The 17,322-nt window shown below is 42.1% G+C and carries 13 protein-coding genes; 12 read left to right on the plus strand and 1 reads right to left on the minus strand.

Annotated features, from left to right (window positions below):
- The first annotated feature begins 6 nt into the window (after positions 1–6).
- From ACLRYO_RS06625 to dcuC, 9 genes are all read left to right on the plus strand, one after another.
- Positions 7–609: a hypothetical protein gene (locus ACLRYO_RS06625; protein ID WP_008603200.1), complete on the plus strand. Its 603-nt coding sequence runs from the start codon at positions 7–9 to the stop codon at positions 607–609.
- Positions 587–1,333, plus strand: a complete 747-nt coding sequence (locus tag ACLRYO_RS06630) for a YaaA family protein (RefSeq protein WP_008603198.1) — start codon at positions 587–589, stop codon at positions 1,331–1,333. The genes ACLRYO_RS06625 and ACLRYO_RS06630 overlap by 23 nt, the downstream gene beginning before the upstream one ends.
- Before the next feature lie 4 nt (positions 1,334–1,337).
- Positions 1,338–2,456 carry a [FeFe] hydrogenase H-cluster radical SAM maturase HydE gene (gene hydE, locus ACLRYO_RS06635; protein WP_008603196.1) on the plus strand — a complete coding sequence of 373 codons (1,119 nt, stop codon included), beginning with the start codon at positions 1,338–1,340 and terminating at the stop codon, positions 2,454–2,456.
- 517 nt (positions 2,457–2,973) lie between these two features.
- Complete coding sequence (gene fusA / locus ACLRYO_RS06640) at positions 2,974–5,040, plus strand: elongation factor G (RefSeq protein ID WP_008603194.1); 2,067 nt, start codon at positions 2,974–2,976, stop codon at positions 5,038–5,040.
- A 282-nt stretch (positions 5,041–5,322) separates the two neighbouring features.
- A complete protein-coding gene (locus ACLRYO_RS06645) occupies positions 5,323–5,799 on the plus strand; it encodes a YhcH/YjgK/YiaL family protein (protein WP_008603192.1) in 477 nt (158 codons plus the stop codon).
- Between the two features lies 1 nt (position 5,800).
- Positions 5,801–6,745, plus strand: a complete 945-nt coding sequence (locus ACLRYO_RS06650; RefSeq protein ID WP_413084775.1) for a DMT family transporter — start codon at positions 5,801–5,803, stop codon at positions 6,743–6,745.
- Positions 6,746–6,915: 170 nt separating this feature from the next.
- Positions 6,916–8,211 carry an amidohydrolase gene (locus ACLRYO_RS06655; protein ID WP_413084776.1) on the plus strand — a complete coding sequence of 432 codons (1,296 nt, stop codon included), beginning with the start codon at positions 6,916–6,918 and terminating at the stop codon, positions 8,209–8,211.
- A 63-nt stretch (positions 8,212–8,274) separates the two neighbouring features.
- Complete coding sequence (locus ACLRYO_RS06660) at positions 8,275–9,519, plus strand: M20 family metallo-hydrolase (RefSeq protein ID WP_316055276.1); 1,245 nt, start codon at positions 8,275–8,277, stop codon at positions 9,517–9,519.
- 238 nt (positions 9,520–9,757) lie between these two features.
- Complete coding sequence (gene dcuC / locus ACLRYO_RS06665; protein ID WP_413084778.1) at positions 9,758–11,011, plus strand: C4-dicarboxylate transporter DcuC; 1,254 nt, start codon at positions 9,758–9,760, stop codon at positions 11,009–11,011.
- Positions 11,012–11,312: 301 nt separating this feature from the next.
- Here dcuC and ACLRYO_RS06670 read toward each other — a convergent pair whose 3' ends face one another.
- Positions 11,313–12,197: a LysR family transcriptional regulator gene (locus tag ACLRYO_RS06670; protein ID WP_174892153.1), complete on the minus strand. Its 885-nt coding sequence runs from the start codon at positions 12,195–12,197 to the stop codon at positions 11,313–11,315.
- Between the two features lie 198 nt (positions 12,198–12,395).
- Between ACLRYO_RS06670 and ACLRYO_RS06675 the strand changes: the two genes are divergently transcribed.
- The 3 genes from ACLRYO_RS06675 to ACLRYO_RS06685 are packed head-to-tail and all read left to right on the plus strand — an operon-like array spanning position 12,396 to position 17,281.
- Positions 12,396–14,693, plus strand: coding sequence for a hydratase (locus ACLRYO_RS06675; RefSeq protein ID WP_287509732.1), 2,298 nt, complete (start codon positions 12,396–12,398; stop codon positions 14,691–14,693).
- Positions 14,694–14,717: 24 nt separating this feature from the next.
- Positions 14,718–15,857, plus strand: a complete 1,140-nt coding sequence (locus ACLRYO_RS06680; protein WP_287509734.1) for a 2-methylaconitate cis-trans isomerase PrpF family protein — start codon at positions 14,718–14,720, stop codon at positions 15,855–15,857.
- A gap of 2 nt (positions 15,858–15,859) precedes the next feature.
- Positions 15,860–17,281 carry an anion permease gene (locus ACLRYO_RS06685; RefSeq protein WP_008603176.1) on the plus strand — a complete coding sequence of 474 codons (1,422 nt, stop codon included), beginning with the start codon at positions 15,860–15,862 and terminating at the stop codon, positions 17,279–17,281.
- The last annotated feature ends 41 nt before the right edge of the window (positions 17,282–17,322 follow it).

Raw genomic sequence — 17,322 nt, forward strand, 5'->3', positions numbered from 1 at the left:
GCCCTAATGGCAAAGGAAATCAAAGTGCAAGAGACAATACAATCTGATTTTAGTGTTGTGGTTAACGACATTGCTGAAGAGTTATTGACGCGCCTCAATATGGATGAGGATGGTTCTGTTATCGATATGTTCCAAACAGGCTCTTTTGATCCTTGGCAGTTATTCGTATTTTTTGGCGCTTTAGAAAAAGCTCTTATTGAGTTCAGAACGGATAAACGCAAGAAAACGGTTATCGTTCATGCACAACCTGAGGCTCTTATTGGCATAGGCCGCGTAGTGACACCTGTATCTACTATGCTTGAGCATGTATTGATGTCTCGTTTGAACGACATGAGCGAAGGCCGCTTGGAAACAGGCATGCTTACAGTATCTGCTGAAAGTATCGATTATGAAGGTGTAAACCTTAAAGGGCGTCACGTGGTTATCGTATGCGACCTTGTAGATGAAGATTCTAATTATCTCAAAGAATGCATTAAATTATGTAAAGAATTGAAAGCAAGCCACGTAGTGGCGGTGCCTCTCATGTTGTGGAACCCAGAATTGATCGATAATTTGACAGAGGAATCTATTAAGGCGGAATTATCTCATGAAAATCGTCCTCTCTCCTAGTAAGACAAAAACGATTACCGATGTTGCTAGAAATGATGAGGCAGTACATCATGCAGTCCGAGACAGCCAATTTCAGCCGAACATCACGAAAAAGATTATAAATCATGTACAATCTCTTGATGTAGCAGCTCTTGGAAAGGCGCTAAAGCTAAAGGCTGATAAGGCACAGGCTGTCTTTGATTTTTACCAGGACTTTGAGTCCCATCCAGTAGGTATCGCTTGTGAAAGCTACGATGGTATTGCTTTCAAATATTTAGACTGGTTGAACTTATCTGATGAAGCCAAGACCTTTGGTGAAAGCCACCTCGTTGTGATGTCCGCGTTGTATGGTGTCGTTGAACCTAATATGGGGGTGCGCAACTATCGACTCGATATGGTTGATAAGGTAGGCGTTAATTTATACGATACATGGCGTGAAGCAGTGGATGCATACTTTCACAAGGAAGATTGGATCCTAAACCTAGCATCTAAAGAATATGCAAAAATGGTGAACCATCCAAAGGTGGTAACCATTGAATTTTGGGAATTACGGGGCAACACGTTTAAGCAGATGAGTACGTCCTCCAAAATGAGTCGAGGTGTGATGGCTCACGAATGTTTAACACGACAAGTGAAACATGTGCGGGACTTGCCGCGCGAAATTAATGGATTTACCTGTGTCTCTGACATTGAATCCATTACCATACCAAGCGAATCGATGACGATTCGTTACGAAAGGAAGTGATTGTTTGCAAGTGCAAGACATTCTTGCAAAAGACCTTGTCGGTGATGAATGGCTGACCGAGGAGGAACTAAGATTTCTCATGTCTGTAACTGATGAAGAGCAGTTGCAGTTGATATATAAAAAGGCCTACGAAGTGAAGGCAAAATACGTAAAGCCTGTAGCGTATTATCGTGGCCTCATCGAGTTCTCGAACCGATGCATTAAGAATTGTAATTACTGCGGTATCCGCCGAGAAAACGATAAGGCGGAACGCTTTGATATGAATCGCGAAGATATCATCAAGATGGCACAGTGGGCGTACGATCATGAATATGGTTCCATTACACTCCAATCTGGTGAACGCTGTGATGATGCCTTTGTGGACTATGTTGTGGATTTAATTCGCGATATTAAAGCCATTGGTGATGGTTCTCTTGGCATAACGATGTGTGTAGGGGAACAAAGCGAAGAGGCGTACCGTCGCATGCGTGAAGCTGGTGCGAGTCGTTATTTATTACGCATTGAAACAACCAATACAGATTTATACCATAAGATTCATCCTCGTGATGAATTACATTCCTTTGAGACGCGCGTAGAATGCTTACGTCGTTTGCGCCGCGTAGGCTTCCAAGTTGGCACAGGTGTTATGATTGGTCTACCTGGGCAAACAGAAGATGATCTCGTAAATGATATCTTGTTCTATCGCGATATGGATATCGACATGATCGGTATGGGCCCTTATGTGGTGCATCATGATACGCCTCTGGGCCAAGAAGCATTGGCAATGGGCATTGATGATGAAGAGGGTAAGTTGCGACGAGTTCAACTGGGCCTCAAGATGATTGCCCTAACTCGTTTATTCTTGAAAGACGTAAACATTGCGGCAACTACTGCCTTACAAGCACTAGATAAACTAGGCCGTGAAAAAGGTTTAGCGGCTGGGGCGAATATCCTAATGCCTATCATCACCATTCCTGAACACCGTGCAAAATATTTGCTATATGATAATAAACCTTGCGTGGACGACAATGCAGAACAATGTAAAGACTGCCTGACGCGCCGCGTAATGTCCATCGGTGATACAGTAGGTTGGAAACAAAATGGGGACTCCAAACACTACGGTAAACGGACGGGAGAATTTTAGTATTCTATGATTTACCTATATCTTTTAGTGAATTATATATTTACCACTAGTATTGCCTATATATAGATGGGACCCCGTTACATAATGACAACTTAATTAAAAAAGACGGTCTATACTTGCTTGCTCCTCGTTCCTGATGTCGCTGCACAAGTACAGACCGTCTTTTTTATAACTTTGTGAGGGCACTAGTCCCATCTATATAGGTTTACGAATAAAGCTTTATTAATAGATCTTTAACTTCATTATAAACATAGAAATACTAAAATTCTTTAGGAATAGAAGGAAAGTCGTCGAAACTATAGATGACTAGTATTGCAATATTAGTTATACTCTGTACGGGTACGGAACTCTTCTAAGTCCTTATTGGTAAATTTGAGTCTTTATTCGTCAAATATAGATTGAAGAATTATATTAATCCTCTTTTTGGAGAAATTTTTCTCAGAAAAAGAGGATTTTTCTATTGTAGTGTCGAAATGTATTAGCAAAGCCGTAATTTGCCAGTAAGGAGGCGATTCCAATGAAAGAGTACAGTAGTGATAAAATTAGAAACGTTGCTGTTGTTTCCCACGATGGTGCGGGCAAAACAGCTCTTGTTGAATCCTTGTTGTTAACTTCTGGTGCGGTTGATTTCGTAGGTAAAGGTCAAGATAATAAACATATTATGGACTTTGAACCGGAAGAAATTAAACGTAATGTAACTATTCAATTGGGCATGGCGCCATGTGAGTGGCATGACCATAAGGTTAACTTCATAGACACTCCAGGCTATAACGAATTCCATGGCGAAGTTCGTGCCGCTTTGCGTGCTTGTGATGGTATGTTGATGGTGCTATCCTCCACATCTGGTGTAGAAACTGACACAGTTCGCGCATGGGATTATGCAGTTGAATTACAAATGCCTCGCATGGCATTTATCAATAAAATGGATGTTGATGGTGCTGACTTCTTTGGCACTATTGAAAGAATGCGGGAATTATTTGGCAAAGGCATTATGCCATTGCAGATTCCTATCGGTGAAGGTGCCGATTTTGAAGGCGTTGTAGACGTAGCGAAAATGACTGCGTTTACTTATAAGGACGGCCAACCAACAGAGGTCGCTGTACCAGCTCACCTTATCGAAAAGGCTCAAGAAATTCGGGAAATGACCGTAGAAGCCGCGGCTGAAGGTAGCGATGAGTTGTTGGAAAAATATTTAGAAGGCGAAGAATTATCCTTAGAGGAAATCCGCCAAGGCTTGCGTGAAGGGATGATTAGTGGCCGTGTGTGCCCAATCATGTGTGGCAGTGCCACATCTCGTATTGGCTTAGATCAAGTATTGGATCGTATGATCCGTTACATGCCGGATGCAACTAAAAAAGTGATGACCGCAACTGATGCGGAAACCGGCGAACAATGTGTTGTACATGTAGATAAACCATTAACTGCATTCGTATTTAAAACATTGTTAGACCCATTCGCAGGCAAACAAAGCTTTGTACGTATCTTCTCTGGTGAACTGAAAGAAGGCGATCGCCTTTATGATGTAAACCAAGGTGTAGAAGAAAAATGGGGCAAGATGGTTACCCTTATCGGGAAGCAACAAATCCCTGTATCTGCTGCTAAAGCTGGCGATATCGTAGTGATACCGAAATTGGCCAATGCTAAGACCGGCGATACATTAACGGCTCCTGACTTTAAAGTAACATACGATGCTATTCGTTTCCCTCAACCTCTATATACAGTGGCTATGGAGCCAGTGAAAAAAGGTGAGGAGGAAAAATTAGCTAGTGCTGTTCTTAAAGTGGCAGAAGAAGATCCTACTTGCGTAGTAGTGAAAAATGCTGAAGCTCGCCAATTACAAATCGATTGTATGGGCGAAGTACATCTTGAGCATATCCTCAACAAAATGGACCGTAAATACGGCGTACAAGCTAAACTTGTGGCTCCATATATTCCATACCGCGAAACCATTAAAGGCTCTGCTGAAACCGAGTCTAAGTATAAGAAACAAAGTGGCGGTCATGGTCAATATGGTCACGTTAAGATTCAAGTGGATCCATTATATGATGGTAGCGAATTTGCATTCGTAGACAAAATTTTTGGTGGTGCTGTACCTAAGCAATACATACCAGCAGTGGAAAAGGGTGCCAAAGAAACCCTAGATAAAGGCCTAATTGCAGGATATCCTATGATTGGCGTGCAAGTGACACTCTTGGATGGATCTTACCACAGCGTAGACTCCTCAGAGTTAGCATTTAAAGTAGCTACGTCACAGGCTATCAAGGATGTGATTCCTAAGGCGAAACCAGTACTATTAGAACCAATCTATGAAGTCAACGTGTTTGCACCAGATGCTTTCATGGGCGACATTATGGGTGATTTGAATAGCCGTCGAGGTCGTGTATTAGGCATGGAACAAAGTGAAAGAACCGGTATTTCCGTTGTTAAAGCACAAGTACCATTGGCTGAAATGTCCGATTATGTGACTGCATTGCGCTCCATTACACAAGGACAAGGCGTATTTAACCGTCAGTTCTATACCTATGAAGAGGTTCCACATAAGCAAGCGGAAGAAATTATCGCTGCTCATAAAACCCAAGAATAAGGTAATGGCCACATGCTGTATTTAATACAGTTTGAATCACTACAACTGAATAGACAATTGCATAATGTAACAATTTAATACTGTAACAATTTCATAGTGTAATAATTGACGTAAGTCATAAATTTGAATAGTATTTTACTGAGGCCCTCCATATATGTAGCGTATGGAGGGCTTTTACATAAGAGAATAGCTAGTTCTTTATGTATATATGTGCTAACATAAAAGGTAATATAATTGGTTTATTGTGGTGCCATATCCATAGATATTGTGAAAGGATTGTGTATGTTTTTCTCTAATATTACCGCAGATTATACAAAAATGGGCTATCCTAAAGCCATCGTGCGCGCTTTGGATTTCTTGAAAAACACAGATTTGAAAGCGTTGCCTGGAGGGCGTCATGCCATCGAGGGTGACATGATGTATGCTAACGTAGATGATGTAGAAACAAAACTATTTGAAGCTACAAAACCAGAATCGCATCGTAATTATGTAGATATCCAATTTATGGTGAGCGGCGAGGAAAACATGGGCTTTTTCGTAGATAAAGGTCTCGTTAAACCTGTGGAGTCCTATCCAGATCGAGATTGCTATTTCTATCCTAATGAAGCGGTTGATGAAGGGCAAATCCATTGCCCAGAAGGGTACTACACCGTATTCTTCCCCTCTGATGTTCATCGGCCCTTGCTTGCTGTAAACGATAAACCCATCAAAATCCGTAAGGTGGTTGTGAAAGTTCACGTATCTTTGCTCGGTGACTAGCATGAAACAATATGAAGTTATTGGTGTTATTATAACTTTATTAGGCGCTGTTTTATGGGGTGTATCAGGTGCATCTGTACAGTTCTTAAGCAATTTTAGAGATATGAATTTGGAATGGCTAGTAACTATGCGATTGATTACAGCAGGTTTACTAACTGTTATTTATGCATGGTTTAGATTTGGAAATTCTATCTTTAATGTATTTCATAGTGTAAAGGATACGCTAGGACTCATTATTTTTGGCGTATTTGGAATGGCATTATGCCAATATACATACTTTAGATCCATTGCTTTAGCTGGAGCTGGCATTGCAACGGTTTTACAATATCTGGCGCCGTCTATGATTATTATTTACCTGCTGGTTCGCTATGGTAAACGACCATCCAAGGGGGAGACGGTTTCTGTTATACTTGCCTTAGTGGGGACCATTTGTTTGATGGGGAATGGTGATGGTCTTTCTATTAAAAGCTTCCCGATGGCGGTTCTCGTATGGGGGCTTTTATCTGCTGTCGGTGTAGCCGTATATAGTATTTCTCCTGTTGATTTACTCTACAAATATGGCACGTTGCCTATTGTGGGATTCGGGATGTTCATTAGTGGTATTGTAGCCGCTATATTATTCCATCAACCGAATTCATATGCAGTGTGGGACGCATGGACTATTATTGGTTGTTTCAATGTCATATTCCTCGGGACGATAGTATCTTTCAATGCCTATTTAGAAGGGGTTAAACGAATTGGGGCTGTATCAGGATCTATTTTGTCCTCTATTGAACCTATTTCGGCGGCTTTCTTTGGGTGGGCTTTTTTAGGAAATGAATTTAGTCTATTGGGGCTAATTGGTATGGCTATGATTATTGCCACCGTTATTATCATTGCCTGGGATAGACAACGAACTATTAAACGAGAAGTGCTGGCAAAACTGAATAAAACAATATTAGAATAAATTGATAAGCACACATATATCACAGAAACCGTTTTGTGGTATATGTGTTTTTTGTTATAACATACAATTATATTTTAGATACTGTATACATGCTCCATTTAGTTGACTATTTACCTATCTATTCATATAGTAAATGTATACAGGATTATTAGTTTGTTACGGAGGTATTTATGTCTGTAAAAGATTTTGTGCAACAACGACGTGATGCGTTAATCGCTATGCGTCGAGATTTTCATATGTACCCTGAACCTGCTTGGCTTGAGTATCGCTCTGCTGCGAAGGTAGCGGATAGGCTTATTTCTTTGGGCTATGATGTGGCGTTGGGGGCAGATGTACTCGATTTAGACTCTCGTATGGGCTTGCCTAGTGATGAGGTTATGAAAGCCGCTATGGATCGCGCCATCGAAGAAGGTGCCAATCCTGAACTTGTAGAAAAGATGGGCTACGGTAAAACGGCTATTGTCGCAACTATGAAGTTCGGTGGCGAAGGTCCCGTAGTAGCATTTCGTGTAGACATGGACTCCAATGATGTCATTGAAGCTAAAGAGGATAACCATGTACCCGCAAAGGGAGGCTTCCGTTCTTGTCATGATAAGGCGATGCACGCTTGCGGTCATGATGCACATATGACGATGGGGCTAGGCCTAGCTGAATATTTGGCTGCGCACAAGGATGAATTCAAAGGAACTATTAAACTCATTTTCCAACCTGCAGAGGAAGGCGTGCGCGGTGCTAAAGCGATGGCGGAAGCGGGCGTTGTGGATGATGTAGATTTAATGTTCGGCATGCATATTGGGTTTAATGAAAATCTAACCAATTGCTTTGCATGTAGCGATCATGGCTTCCTAGCTACAACAAAACTTGATGCGGTGTTCCGCGGTTATTCTGCTCATGCTGGAGGCTCTCCAGAAAAAGCACAAAATGCAATGCTCGCAGGTTGTACAGCGGTTCTTAACTTACAAGCCATCGCTCGCCATAGCCAAGGGGCTTCTCGCATGAATGTAGGTGTTTTTGAAAGCGGTACAGGCCGCAATGTGACGCCTGATGTGGCAGTTCTTAAACTAGAAACTCGTGGTGCCACTACAGACATCAATGACTACATGATTGAACGAGCAAAGACTATTATTAAAAGTGCTGCAGAAATGCACGATTGTACCTTTGAAATTACAAAACAAGGAGAAACTCCTGCAGGTCGCATCAGCGATGATTTAGCTCGTGAGGTGCAAGCTATCGTGGAGCCACTTGGTATCTTTAAAGAGGTTCCATTTGATTACAGCGGTGGCGGTAGTGAAGATTGTGCGTACTTCTTGAACCGTGTCATCGATCACGGCGGTAGAGCAACCTACATGGTAGTAGGTTCTGCTATTAAAGCGCCACATCACAATCCACTCTTTGATATCGATGAAGAAGATATGCTAAATGGTATCGTCGCATTAGGTACTATTGCGGCTCACTATTTAAAATAAGGTTTACTGACTAGCCACCATATGGTTTATCAGTCATTGATGTAATAGATTGTGAGGTGTTATATGATTCAACGAGAGCGATTAGTTAAAGATTTTGAGGCTATGGCCCAATTGACAGCACCTGGTGAGGGCATTAATCGCCTTGCTTTTACCGATGCAGACTGGGAGGGGCGTCAATATATTATAGATCGCATGATTGATGCGGGTTTATCCGTTGAAATAGACGATTTTGGTAATGTCATTGGCTATAAGATTGGTAAGAAACCAGATTTACCAGTTGTCATGGTAGGGTCTCATACAGATAGCGTACCCAATGGAGGTAATTACGATGGTGTGGTGGGTGTGTTATCTGCCATTGAAGTAATTCGTAGCATGACTGACGATGGTTATGAACATGACCATACCATCGCTGTGGTATCCTTCATGTGCGAAGAGTCCGGTCGCTTTGGGGATGCTACACTAGGTAGTAAGGCCATGCGTGGTGAATTAAGGTTACAAGACTTACACCGATTGGTAGATAAACAAGGAATTTCCTTATACGAAGCATTGAAAGGTCGCAACTTAAATCCCGATGGGATTGAAGCAATGGAATATAAACGACCTGTAAAGTCTTTTACAGAAATTCATATAGAACAAGGAAAGGTACTGGAGCATGAACAGAAAACGATTGGTATTGTGACTGGTATTGCAGCGCCAGAGCGATTCTATGTGATCATTCGGGGCAATGCCGATCATAGTGGCGCTACGCCGATGAACTTGCGTCATGATGCCCTATGTGGAGCCTCAAAAATCATCCTCGGCATCGAGGAGATTGCATCCATGCAAGAGGAACCACCCGTGGTGGGAACTGTCGGTGTTGTGGAGGTTACGCCAGGGGCGATAAATGTCATTCCTGGAGCTGTGAAACTAGGTGTAGATATTCGCAGCATATCTAAGGTAGCTCGCAATTCCGTAGTCACTCTTGTTAAGGAATTTATCGATATTACTGCAGAAAAACGGGGATTATCTTATACGATTGAGCCTATTGCACAAGACCATCCAGTGGCGATGCACCCTAAGATGATTCGAGAAATCGAAGAGGCTGTTAAGTCTGTAGGTGTAGAATATATGACTATGCCGAGCGGTGCCGGTCATGACGCGATGCATTGGGCGGAGGCAGTTCCTACGGGAATGATTTTTATTCCATGTCTTGATGGCATCAGTCATAATTCAGCAGAATTTGCTGAAATGGATGATATCGTAACGGGTGCAGCGGTGCTTGACAAGGTGCTCAGAAAACTTAGCTTGGAAGAAACAAAGCTTGTTTAATATATTTCTTTATGTATTTATTCTTTATGTATTTATGTAGTTATATAGATAAGTAGTTATATAGTTATATGATTATACTGTATATAATTAAGTGGTTACTTTTACTATAGTTAGGCCTATTAGATGTAAGACATAGATAGGATTATTGTATTTAGTGTTGTTAGTTGTGTATTGGGTGTAAAGCGTTTATTGAGGGGATATAGCTATCTTGCATCCTATGTACACGGATAGGAGAGTTATGGTTATTACAGGTATTGTTATCGTAGTAGCGACGTTTATCGCTATTATTAAACAGTTTGAAACGCGGCTCGTTTTATTATTATCGGGCTTATTAATGTGCTTTATTGGTGGGCAGCTTGGCGCTGGTACGACGGCCTTTGTGAAAGAACTTACGAATCCAGGTCTTGTACCGACGATCTGTACGGTGTTAGGTTTTAGCTATGTTATGGAATATACAAAATGTACGGAGCATATGGTGTATTTCATTTCTGCAGGCCTCAAAAAGATGACGAAAATCATCATTCCTGGTGCTGTTATTATTACATTTTTAATTAATATTGCATTGCCTACAGCGGCAGGTTGTGCTGCGGCCGTAGGTGCATTATTGATTCCTGCCCTCATTCGTTCTGGAGTACATCCAGCGATGGCTGGTTCTGCTATCTTCTTAGGTACATGGGGTAGTTCCTTGAGTCCAGGCCTTATGTTCAACCCTCAAGTGGCACAACTAGCGGGGGTAGACGTAATGACAGTTATTGCCAGCTTCTCCATGCAAGCAATTATCGGTATCGTAGTAGCCGCTATTTTGCTTAACATCGTAGCTATCGTTAAGAAGGAGCATACCGGGTATGTAATGAAAAACGATACTGCAGCGGAAGGTAAAGAATTCAAAGTAAATTATTTCTATGCAATCATTCCCATTATTCCTCTTGTATTACTTGTATTAGGTAGTAAACAAGTGGCGGTTATCCCAGAAATCTCTGTTCCTGTATCTATGCTCATCGGTACTGCTATTGGTATCATTGCCGTGCGTCCTAATGTGACAGAAGCTGTTAAGAAGTTCTTCCGTGGTACTGGCGATGGTATGTGTGATGTCGTTGGCCTTATGGCTGCAGCAGCTTGCTTCACAGCAGGGATGCAACTCATCGGGCTTACAAGTGCCCTTATTGATGGCATGAAGAACTCTCAACAAATCGCCCAAATCGGGGCAGCCTTTGGTCCGTTCTTATTGGCGGTTATCTCTGGTTCTGGCAATGCGGCAGCTCTTGCCTTTAACGGTGCTGTCACACCTCATGCAGCAGACTTTGGTTATGGCATTATGCAACTCGGTTCCATGGCTCAATTGGGTGCTGGTATCGGTCGTAGTATGAGTCCAGTAGCTGGTGCAGGTATCATCATCGCAGGACTGGCAGGTATCAACCCTATGGAAATGGTAAAACGCAATGCCGTGCCTTGTATTATTGCGACAGTAGTCATCATGCTATTGTTACTCTAGTCTAATAAAACTATATTGTAAAAGAAAACCCGTCATGATTGTTGTAATCATGACGGGTTTTCTTTGTTATAACTTTAAATAGCCAATCAATATATTTGTATCAAAGCACCAATTCATATGATTTAAACTAGCATGGTAATCAAGATGATTATATATAAGAGACTAATCAATTGATTATATGTAAGCGGCTAATTATATGATTTTTACGCATATATTGAAAGTTGAGATATAAGTAATATTTATGGATGCCAAAGAAAAGAGCAATTTGTTTTTATTGCATTTTCATAATATATTATATGTATTAAAGGAATAGTTGATATACCTTTGTGTCAGCCCATGTTTTCATAAATGAGTAAAAAGCCTGTACTGGCTTGGATTCAAGGGCACTATGACGGGTGTACATCCACGTATCCCGAGTCATGATATGACCATCAAGAGTTTTCAAGGTTTCCTTAAATAGGTTAGGGTAATCATTACCACAGCTTTGGGTGAGGATGGTAAAACCAAGTCCTTGGTTGACGAGCTTCATACATGTATCGATGTCGTTCACCTCAATGGTGCGCATCGGTGGTTGTGAGTAGTGGGAATACCACCAATCATCAATGGTCTGCTGTAAATTCGGATCTGTTTGATAGTGAATATAGGGCAGACGAGGTAAATCCTCTACGGCACAAGGCGTTTTGTTGAAGAAGCAGAATGGTTCAGACCAGATATGTTCTTTCGACTCTGTCCAAGTGTGGGCACCGCGAATGATGGCAGCATGTAAGCGCCCTTCAAGGAAGTCATGGTATAGCTTATAGCTAAGTCCCGTATACATGATGATATCAATATGTGGATAAGCCTCTTTAAAGGTGGATAAGATATGGGGGATATGATACTTTGCGAATACATTTGAGCATCCTAGGTTTAATGTACCGCGTGGTTCACTACCCATAGCTAATAGCTCTTGGCGCACCGAAGTATAGGAATTGAGCAAATCTTCGGCGTATCGTACAAGGCGTTGACCTTGATAGGTAAACTCTACACCACGAGCTTGTCGGTTGATGATGGGACAGTTAAATTCCTTTTCTAATTTTTTTATCCGTTCACTCAATGCAGGTTGCGTCATAAATAGACGACGCGCCGCATAAGTAATATTATTTTCCTCTGCTAAGGTTTTTAAAATTGTACAATCTTTCGTGTCCATAAACTCTCCTTTATATATGTATTATTGTACTCTATCCCATAGAGTTGGTACAGACGAGGGGACGCTAGGGCTATACAGATTAGATATAACTAAAGACTAGGTACTAGTAAGAGGAATGGAACTTTCACCAATAAACATGGTGAAAATATAGTGTTTGTAAAGGTTTACACATGCCTGAAAGTAATAAAGGAGCAAGTCATGGTTGAGTTAATTTCAAATGGTGTATTTTTATATCACGGTACGGATATCGTTCCTGCGGATTCTAGTGCAGCCCTTGATCAGCAAGAAGTTTTTAATAAAGAGCGCGCCTATAAGGAAACGATGGCGTACCGTATTTTAATGGACCACCAACAACACGAAGGTGATCAAGATTTACGCATCAAATTCGATGCCTTAACATCTCACGATATTACCTATGTTGGTATTATTCAAACGGCGATTGCCAGTGGTCTTGATAAATTTCCAATTCCTTACATTTTGACAAACTGTCATAATAGCTTGGCAGCAGTAGGGGGCACGATTAACGAAGACGACCATGTGTTTGGCTTATCCGCGGTTCAACGCTTCGGCGGCGTGTATGTACCTCCTCATCTTGCAGTTATTCACCAATATATGCGTGAAACAATGGCAGGCTGTGGCAAAATGATTCTCGGTTCCGACAGTCATACTCGTTACGGTGCTCTTGGTACTATGGCGATTGGTGAGGGCGGTCCAGAGCTTGTAAAACAATTGCTTGGCCGCACGTATGATGTACAACGTCCAGAAGTTATCGCTATTTACCTCGATGGAAAACCTAAACACGGCGTAGGCCCACAAGACGTGGCACTCGCTATTGAAAAAGCTGTATTCGCAAACGGCTTTGTGAAAAATAAAGTAATGGAATTCGTAGGCCCTGGTATTAAACACCTATCCATGGACTTCCGTAACGGCATCGATGTAATGACTACAGAGACTACATGCCTTACAACTATTTGGAGAACAGATAGCAATACGAAAGAATTCTTGACACTTCATGGTCGCGGTGATGCGTACAAAGAGCTTAACCCTGGTGATGTAGCTTATTATGATGGCCTAGTAAAAGTTAATCTTGGGGAAGTGGAAAGTATGATTGCTATGCCATTCCATCCAAGCAATGTATATACAATTAAAGAAATCAACGAAGGTGGTCGCGATTTATTAGCAGAAATCGAACGTCAAGCGGTAGAGCAATTAGATAATAAATCCTTGTCTTTACAATTGCCTGAAAAACATTTTGACGGCAAATTGCATTTAGATCAAGGTATCATCGTAGGGTGCTCTGGTGGTTTGTATGAAAACCTCATGCAAGCGGCTAACATCGTACGCGGTAAGAGCGTAGGTTCCGGTCGTTTCGCATTTAGCGTTTATCCTTCTAGCCAACCAATTTACTTAGAACTTATGAAAAATGGTGCTCTTGTAGATCTTATGAGTGCTGGTGCCATCGTGCGTACAGCTTTCTGCGGGCCATGCTTTGGTGCAGGTGATACACCTAACAATACTGGACTCAGTGGTCGTCATGCGACACGAAACTTCCCGAATCGCGAAGGTTCTAAACCTGGTAACGGACAAATTTCTTCCGTTGCACTTCTCGACTCCCGTTCCGTAGCGGCTACTGCTATTAACGGTGGTGCATTAACTGCGGCTACTGATATCGATTATGATGATGTAGTACCAGCTTACCACTATGATGATAAACCTTATGAAAGCAAAGTATATAGCGGCTTCAATGAGCCTAAAAAAAATACTGAACTCATTTATGGACCATCCATTAAACCTTGGCCAGCTATTAAAGAATTGACCCCAAATGTATTGCTCAAAGTAGTTGCCTATATCGATGACCCTGTAACGACTACGGATGAGTTGATTCCATCTGGTGAAACATCTTCCTTCCGTTCAGATCCATATGCATTGTCTGAATTTGCCTTGAGCCGTAAGGTTCCTGAATATGTAGGTCGTGCTAAAGCCGTTCGCGATTGGGAAAAATCTCGTCAAGAAGGTGAAAGTACAGTAGAGTTAGTCGCTGCATACGAAGAGGTTAAGCAAGCTCTTGGCTTGTCAGAATCTGTAGAAGATATGGCTAAGTCTACAGCTGTTTCCAGCATGGTATATGCTAATCGTCCGGGTGATGGCTCTGCTCGTGAGCAAGCAGCATCCTGTCAACGTGTATTGGGTGGCGGTGCTAATATCGCTATTGAATATGCTACAAAACGTTATCGCAGTAATGTAATTAACTGGGGCATGTTACCGTTCGTAACTAGCGAAGAAGACTCTAAAACTATGGTCGTAGGCGACTATGTATATGTGCCAAATGTGCGTGACCAATTATTCTCTGACTCCGATGATTACACAGCATATGTTATCAGTGGAGGTGCGAAGAAAGCAGAAATCACATTGCATTTAGGGCACCTCAGCGATGAAGAAAAAGATATTATCGCAGCAGGGTGTCTCATCAACTACTATGCAAATAGCAAAGCATAAGCGATGAACATAAAGGAGTAAGTTATGAACAGGTATAAAGAAATTCCTGTTACCTATATGCGCGGAGGGACTAGTAAAGGGGCGTATCTGTTAAAAGATACGCTTCCAACTGACCCAGCTGCACGAGACCGTATGATTTTAGATTTATATGGTTCTCCCGATGTGCGTCAAATTAATGGCATCGGTGGTGCCGATCCATTGACAAGCAAGGTAGCTATCGTAAATCCTTCTGACCGCGATGATGCAGATATCGACTACACCTTTGGGTATGTAGGTATCGCTGATGCGGTGGTAGATTACGAAGGTAACTGTGGTAATATTTCTGCTGGTGCAGGGGTATTCGCCATTATGGAGGGCTTTGTGAAAGCCGTAGAACCAGAAACAGTGGTTCGCATCTTTAATACGAATACAAATAAAGTTATTGAAGCGCATGTTCCAGTCCGAGATGGTAAGCCTATTATTGATGGTGATTTTGCCATCGATGGTGTTCCTGGCACAGGTGCTCGTATTACATTATATTTCTTGGAACCAGGCGGTTCTAAGACAGGTAAGCTACTACCAACAGGCAATGTACAAGACACAATTACATTGTCTGATGGTCGCACAATCCAAGTCAGTCTCGTAGATGCAGCTAATCCAGCTGTATTTGTAAAGGCTACAGACCTTGGTTATGAAGGCACGGAGTTACCGGCTTTCACAGAAACGGATGGCGGTGTATTACTCAATACACTTGAAGATATTCGCACTACTGCAGCTGTAATGATGGGATTTGCTCCATCTAAAGAGGCTGCTAGTCCTGCAGTTCCAAAGGTATGCATGGTGTCCGCACCACAAACCTATGTGGCAAGCGATGGTCGAACTATCAAGGGGAATAGTATAGACATCGTGGCTCGTACAAAGGCACTCGCTGTAATGCATAAAGCGTATGCTGTTACAGGTGGTATTTGTACAGCTACAGCAGCGCTTATTACGGGGACTGTGGCGAACGAAGTAGTGAGCGAACGTGCTAAAGAAACGAATCAAGTTACTTTAGCGCATCCATCAGGGAAATTTGATTTCGAAATATGTTTAACCAAAGATAAGGGTTGGCATGTGGAGAAGGCGGGCGTCGCTAGAACAGCGCGACCGATCATGAAAGGCATAGCTTATGTAAAAGGAGAGTAAGAATGAATAAGCTACTTAAAATTGCAATTATGTTTGCCATTCCTCTGGCAATGTGGTTCATTACACCACCAGAAGGTTTGAGCGTTGGAGCTTGGCGACTGCTAGGTTTCTATTTAATGGCTATCGTTGGTCTTGTTGTTAAACCTTGGCCAGCACCAATTATCTTGTTATTATCTATTGCAGGTTCTGCAATTTTCTTGAATGCTACGAAAAACGTATTGTCTGGTTATGCATCTACCACAGTATGGTTAGTATTCTCTGCGTTCTCCCTCAGTGTGGCGTTCGTAAAAACAGGCCTTGGCCGTCGTATTGCGTACCTATTGATTAAATCCTTAGGTCACACTACATTGCGTCTTGGCTATGTAACTGCTTTATTAGATCTTATTATTTCCCCAGTAACACCTTCCAACACAGCACGTTGTGGCGGTATCGTGTTCCCAATCATGAACTCTGTAGCAAAAGCGTTAGGTTCTGAGCCTGGTGAAAGCGCTAAAAAAGCTGGTTCTTACCTCATGGTTAACACATACATGGTAACTAAGGTAACAAGCTTGATGTTCGCTACAGCAATGGCACCAAACTTATTGGCTGCTGACTACATGAACAAAATCCTCGGTGTAGATATTAACTGGGGCCTTTGGGCATTAGCACTCGTAGTACCAGGTCTTGTAATGCTTCTCATTACACCTGCTTTGGTATACTACTTAGACAAACCATCTATTCAACACATCGACTCTCATGCGATTGCTGATGAAGGTTTGAAAGAACTTGGACCTATGTCTGGTCGCGAGAAATCTCTTATTGCTATCTTTATTCTTGCCTTAGTTGGCTGGGCGTTGCCTTCCATCTTGACGCAAGGCTTTGGCATTAAATTCTCCCTTGATGCAACAGCAGTAGCTATCGTAGCCATGGTAGCAGCGCTTGTAACAGGCGTAATCAAATGGGAAGATATGCTTGAATCCAAAGGTGCTTGGAACACATTGATCTGGTTCGGTGGTATCATCGGTATGTCCAGTGCGTTGTCCAAGGTTAAATTCTTTGAATGGTTAGCTGACTTTATGGGGACACACTTCAACTTCGGCGACAACCCGATGTTGGCTCTTATTATCATCGGCGCTATCAGTATCGCTGTTCGTTACTTGTTCGCTTCTGGTAGTGCGTATGTAGTTGCAATGCTTCCAGTATTCCTTACTGTAGGTAAAGTAGCGGGTGTAAACCCAATGGCGTTGTCCTTGTTACTAGCTGCTACAAACTCCTACGGTGGTGCGTTGACTCACTACGGCGGTGCAGCGGCTCCAATCGTATTCGGTGCTGGTTACAACACAGTTAAAAGCTGGTGGATTATCGGTGGTATCTTCGCTATCATGTGCTTCATCGTAAACCTTACAGTGGGCTACGCATGGTGGGAAATTCTTGGTATCCTATAATACCTAACTAGAGACAATAGTTATTCTATACATATAGAATG

Origin of the sequence: Veillonella parvula, assembly GCF_047241225.1 — a bacterium.
Taxonomy (GTDB): Bacteria; Bacillota; Negativicutes; order Veillonellales; family Veillonellaceae; genus Veillonella; species Veillonella parvula_O.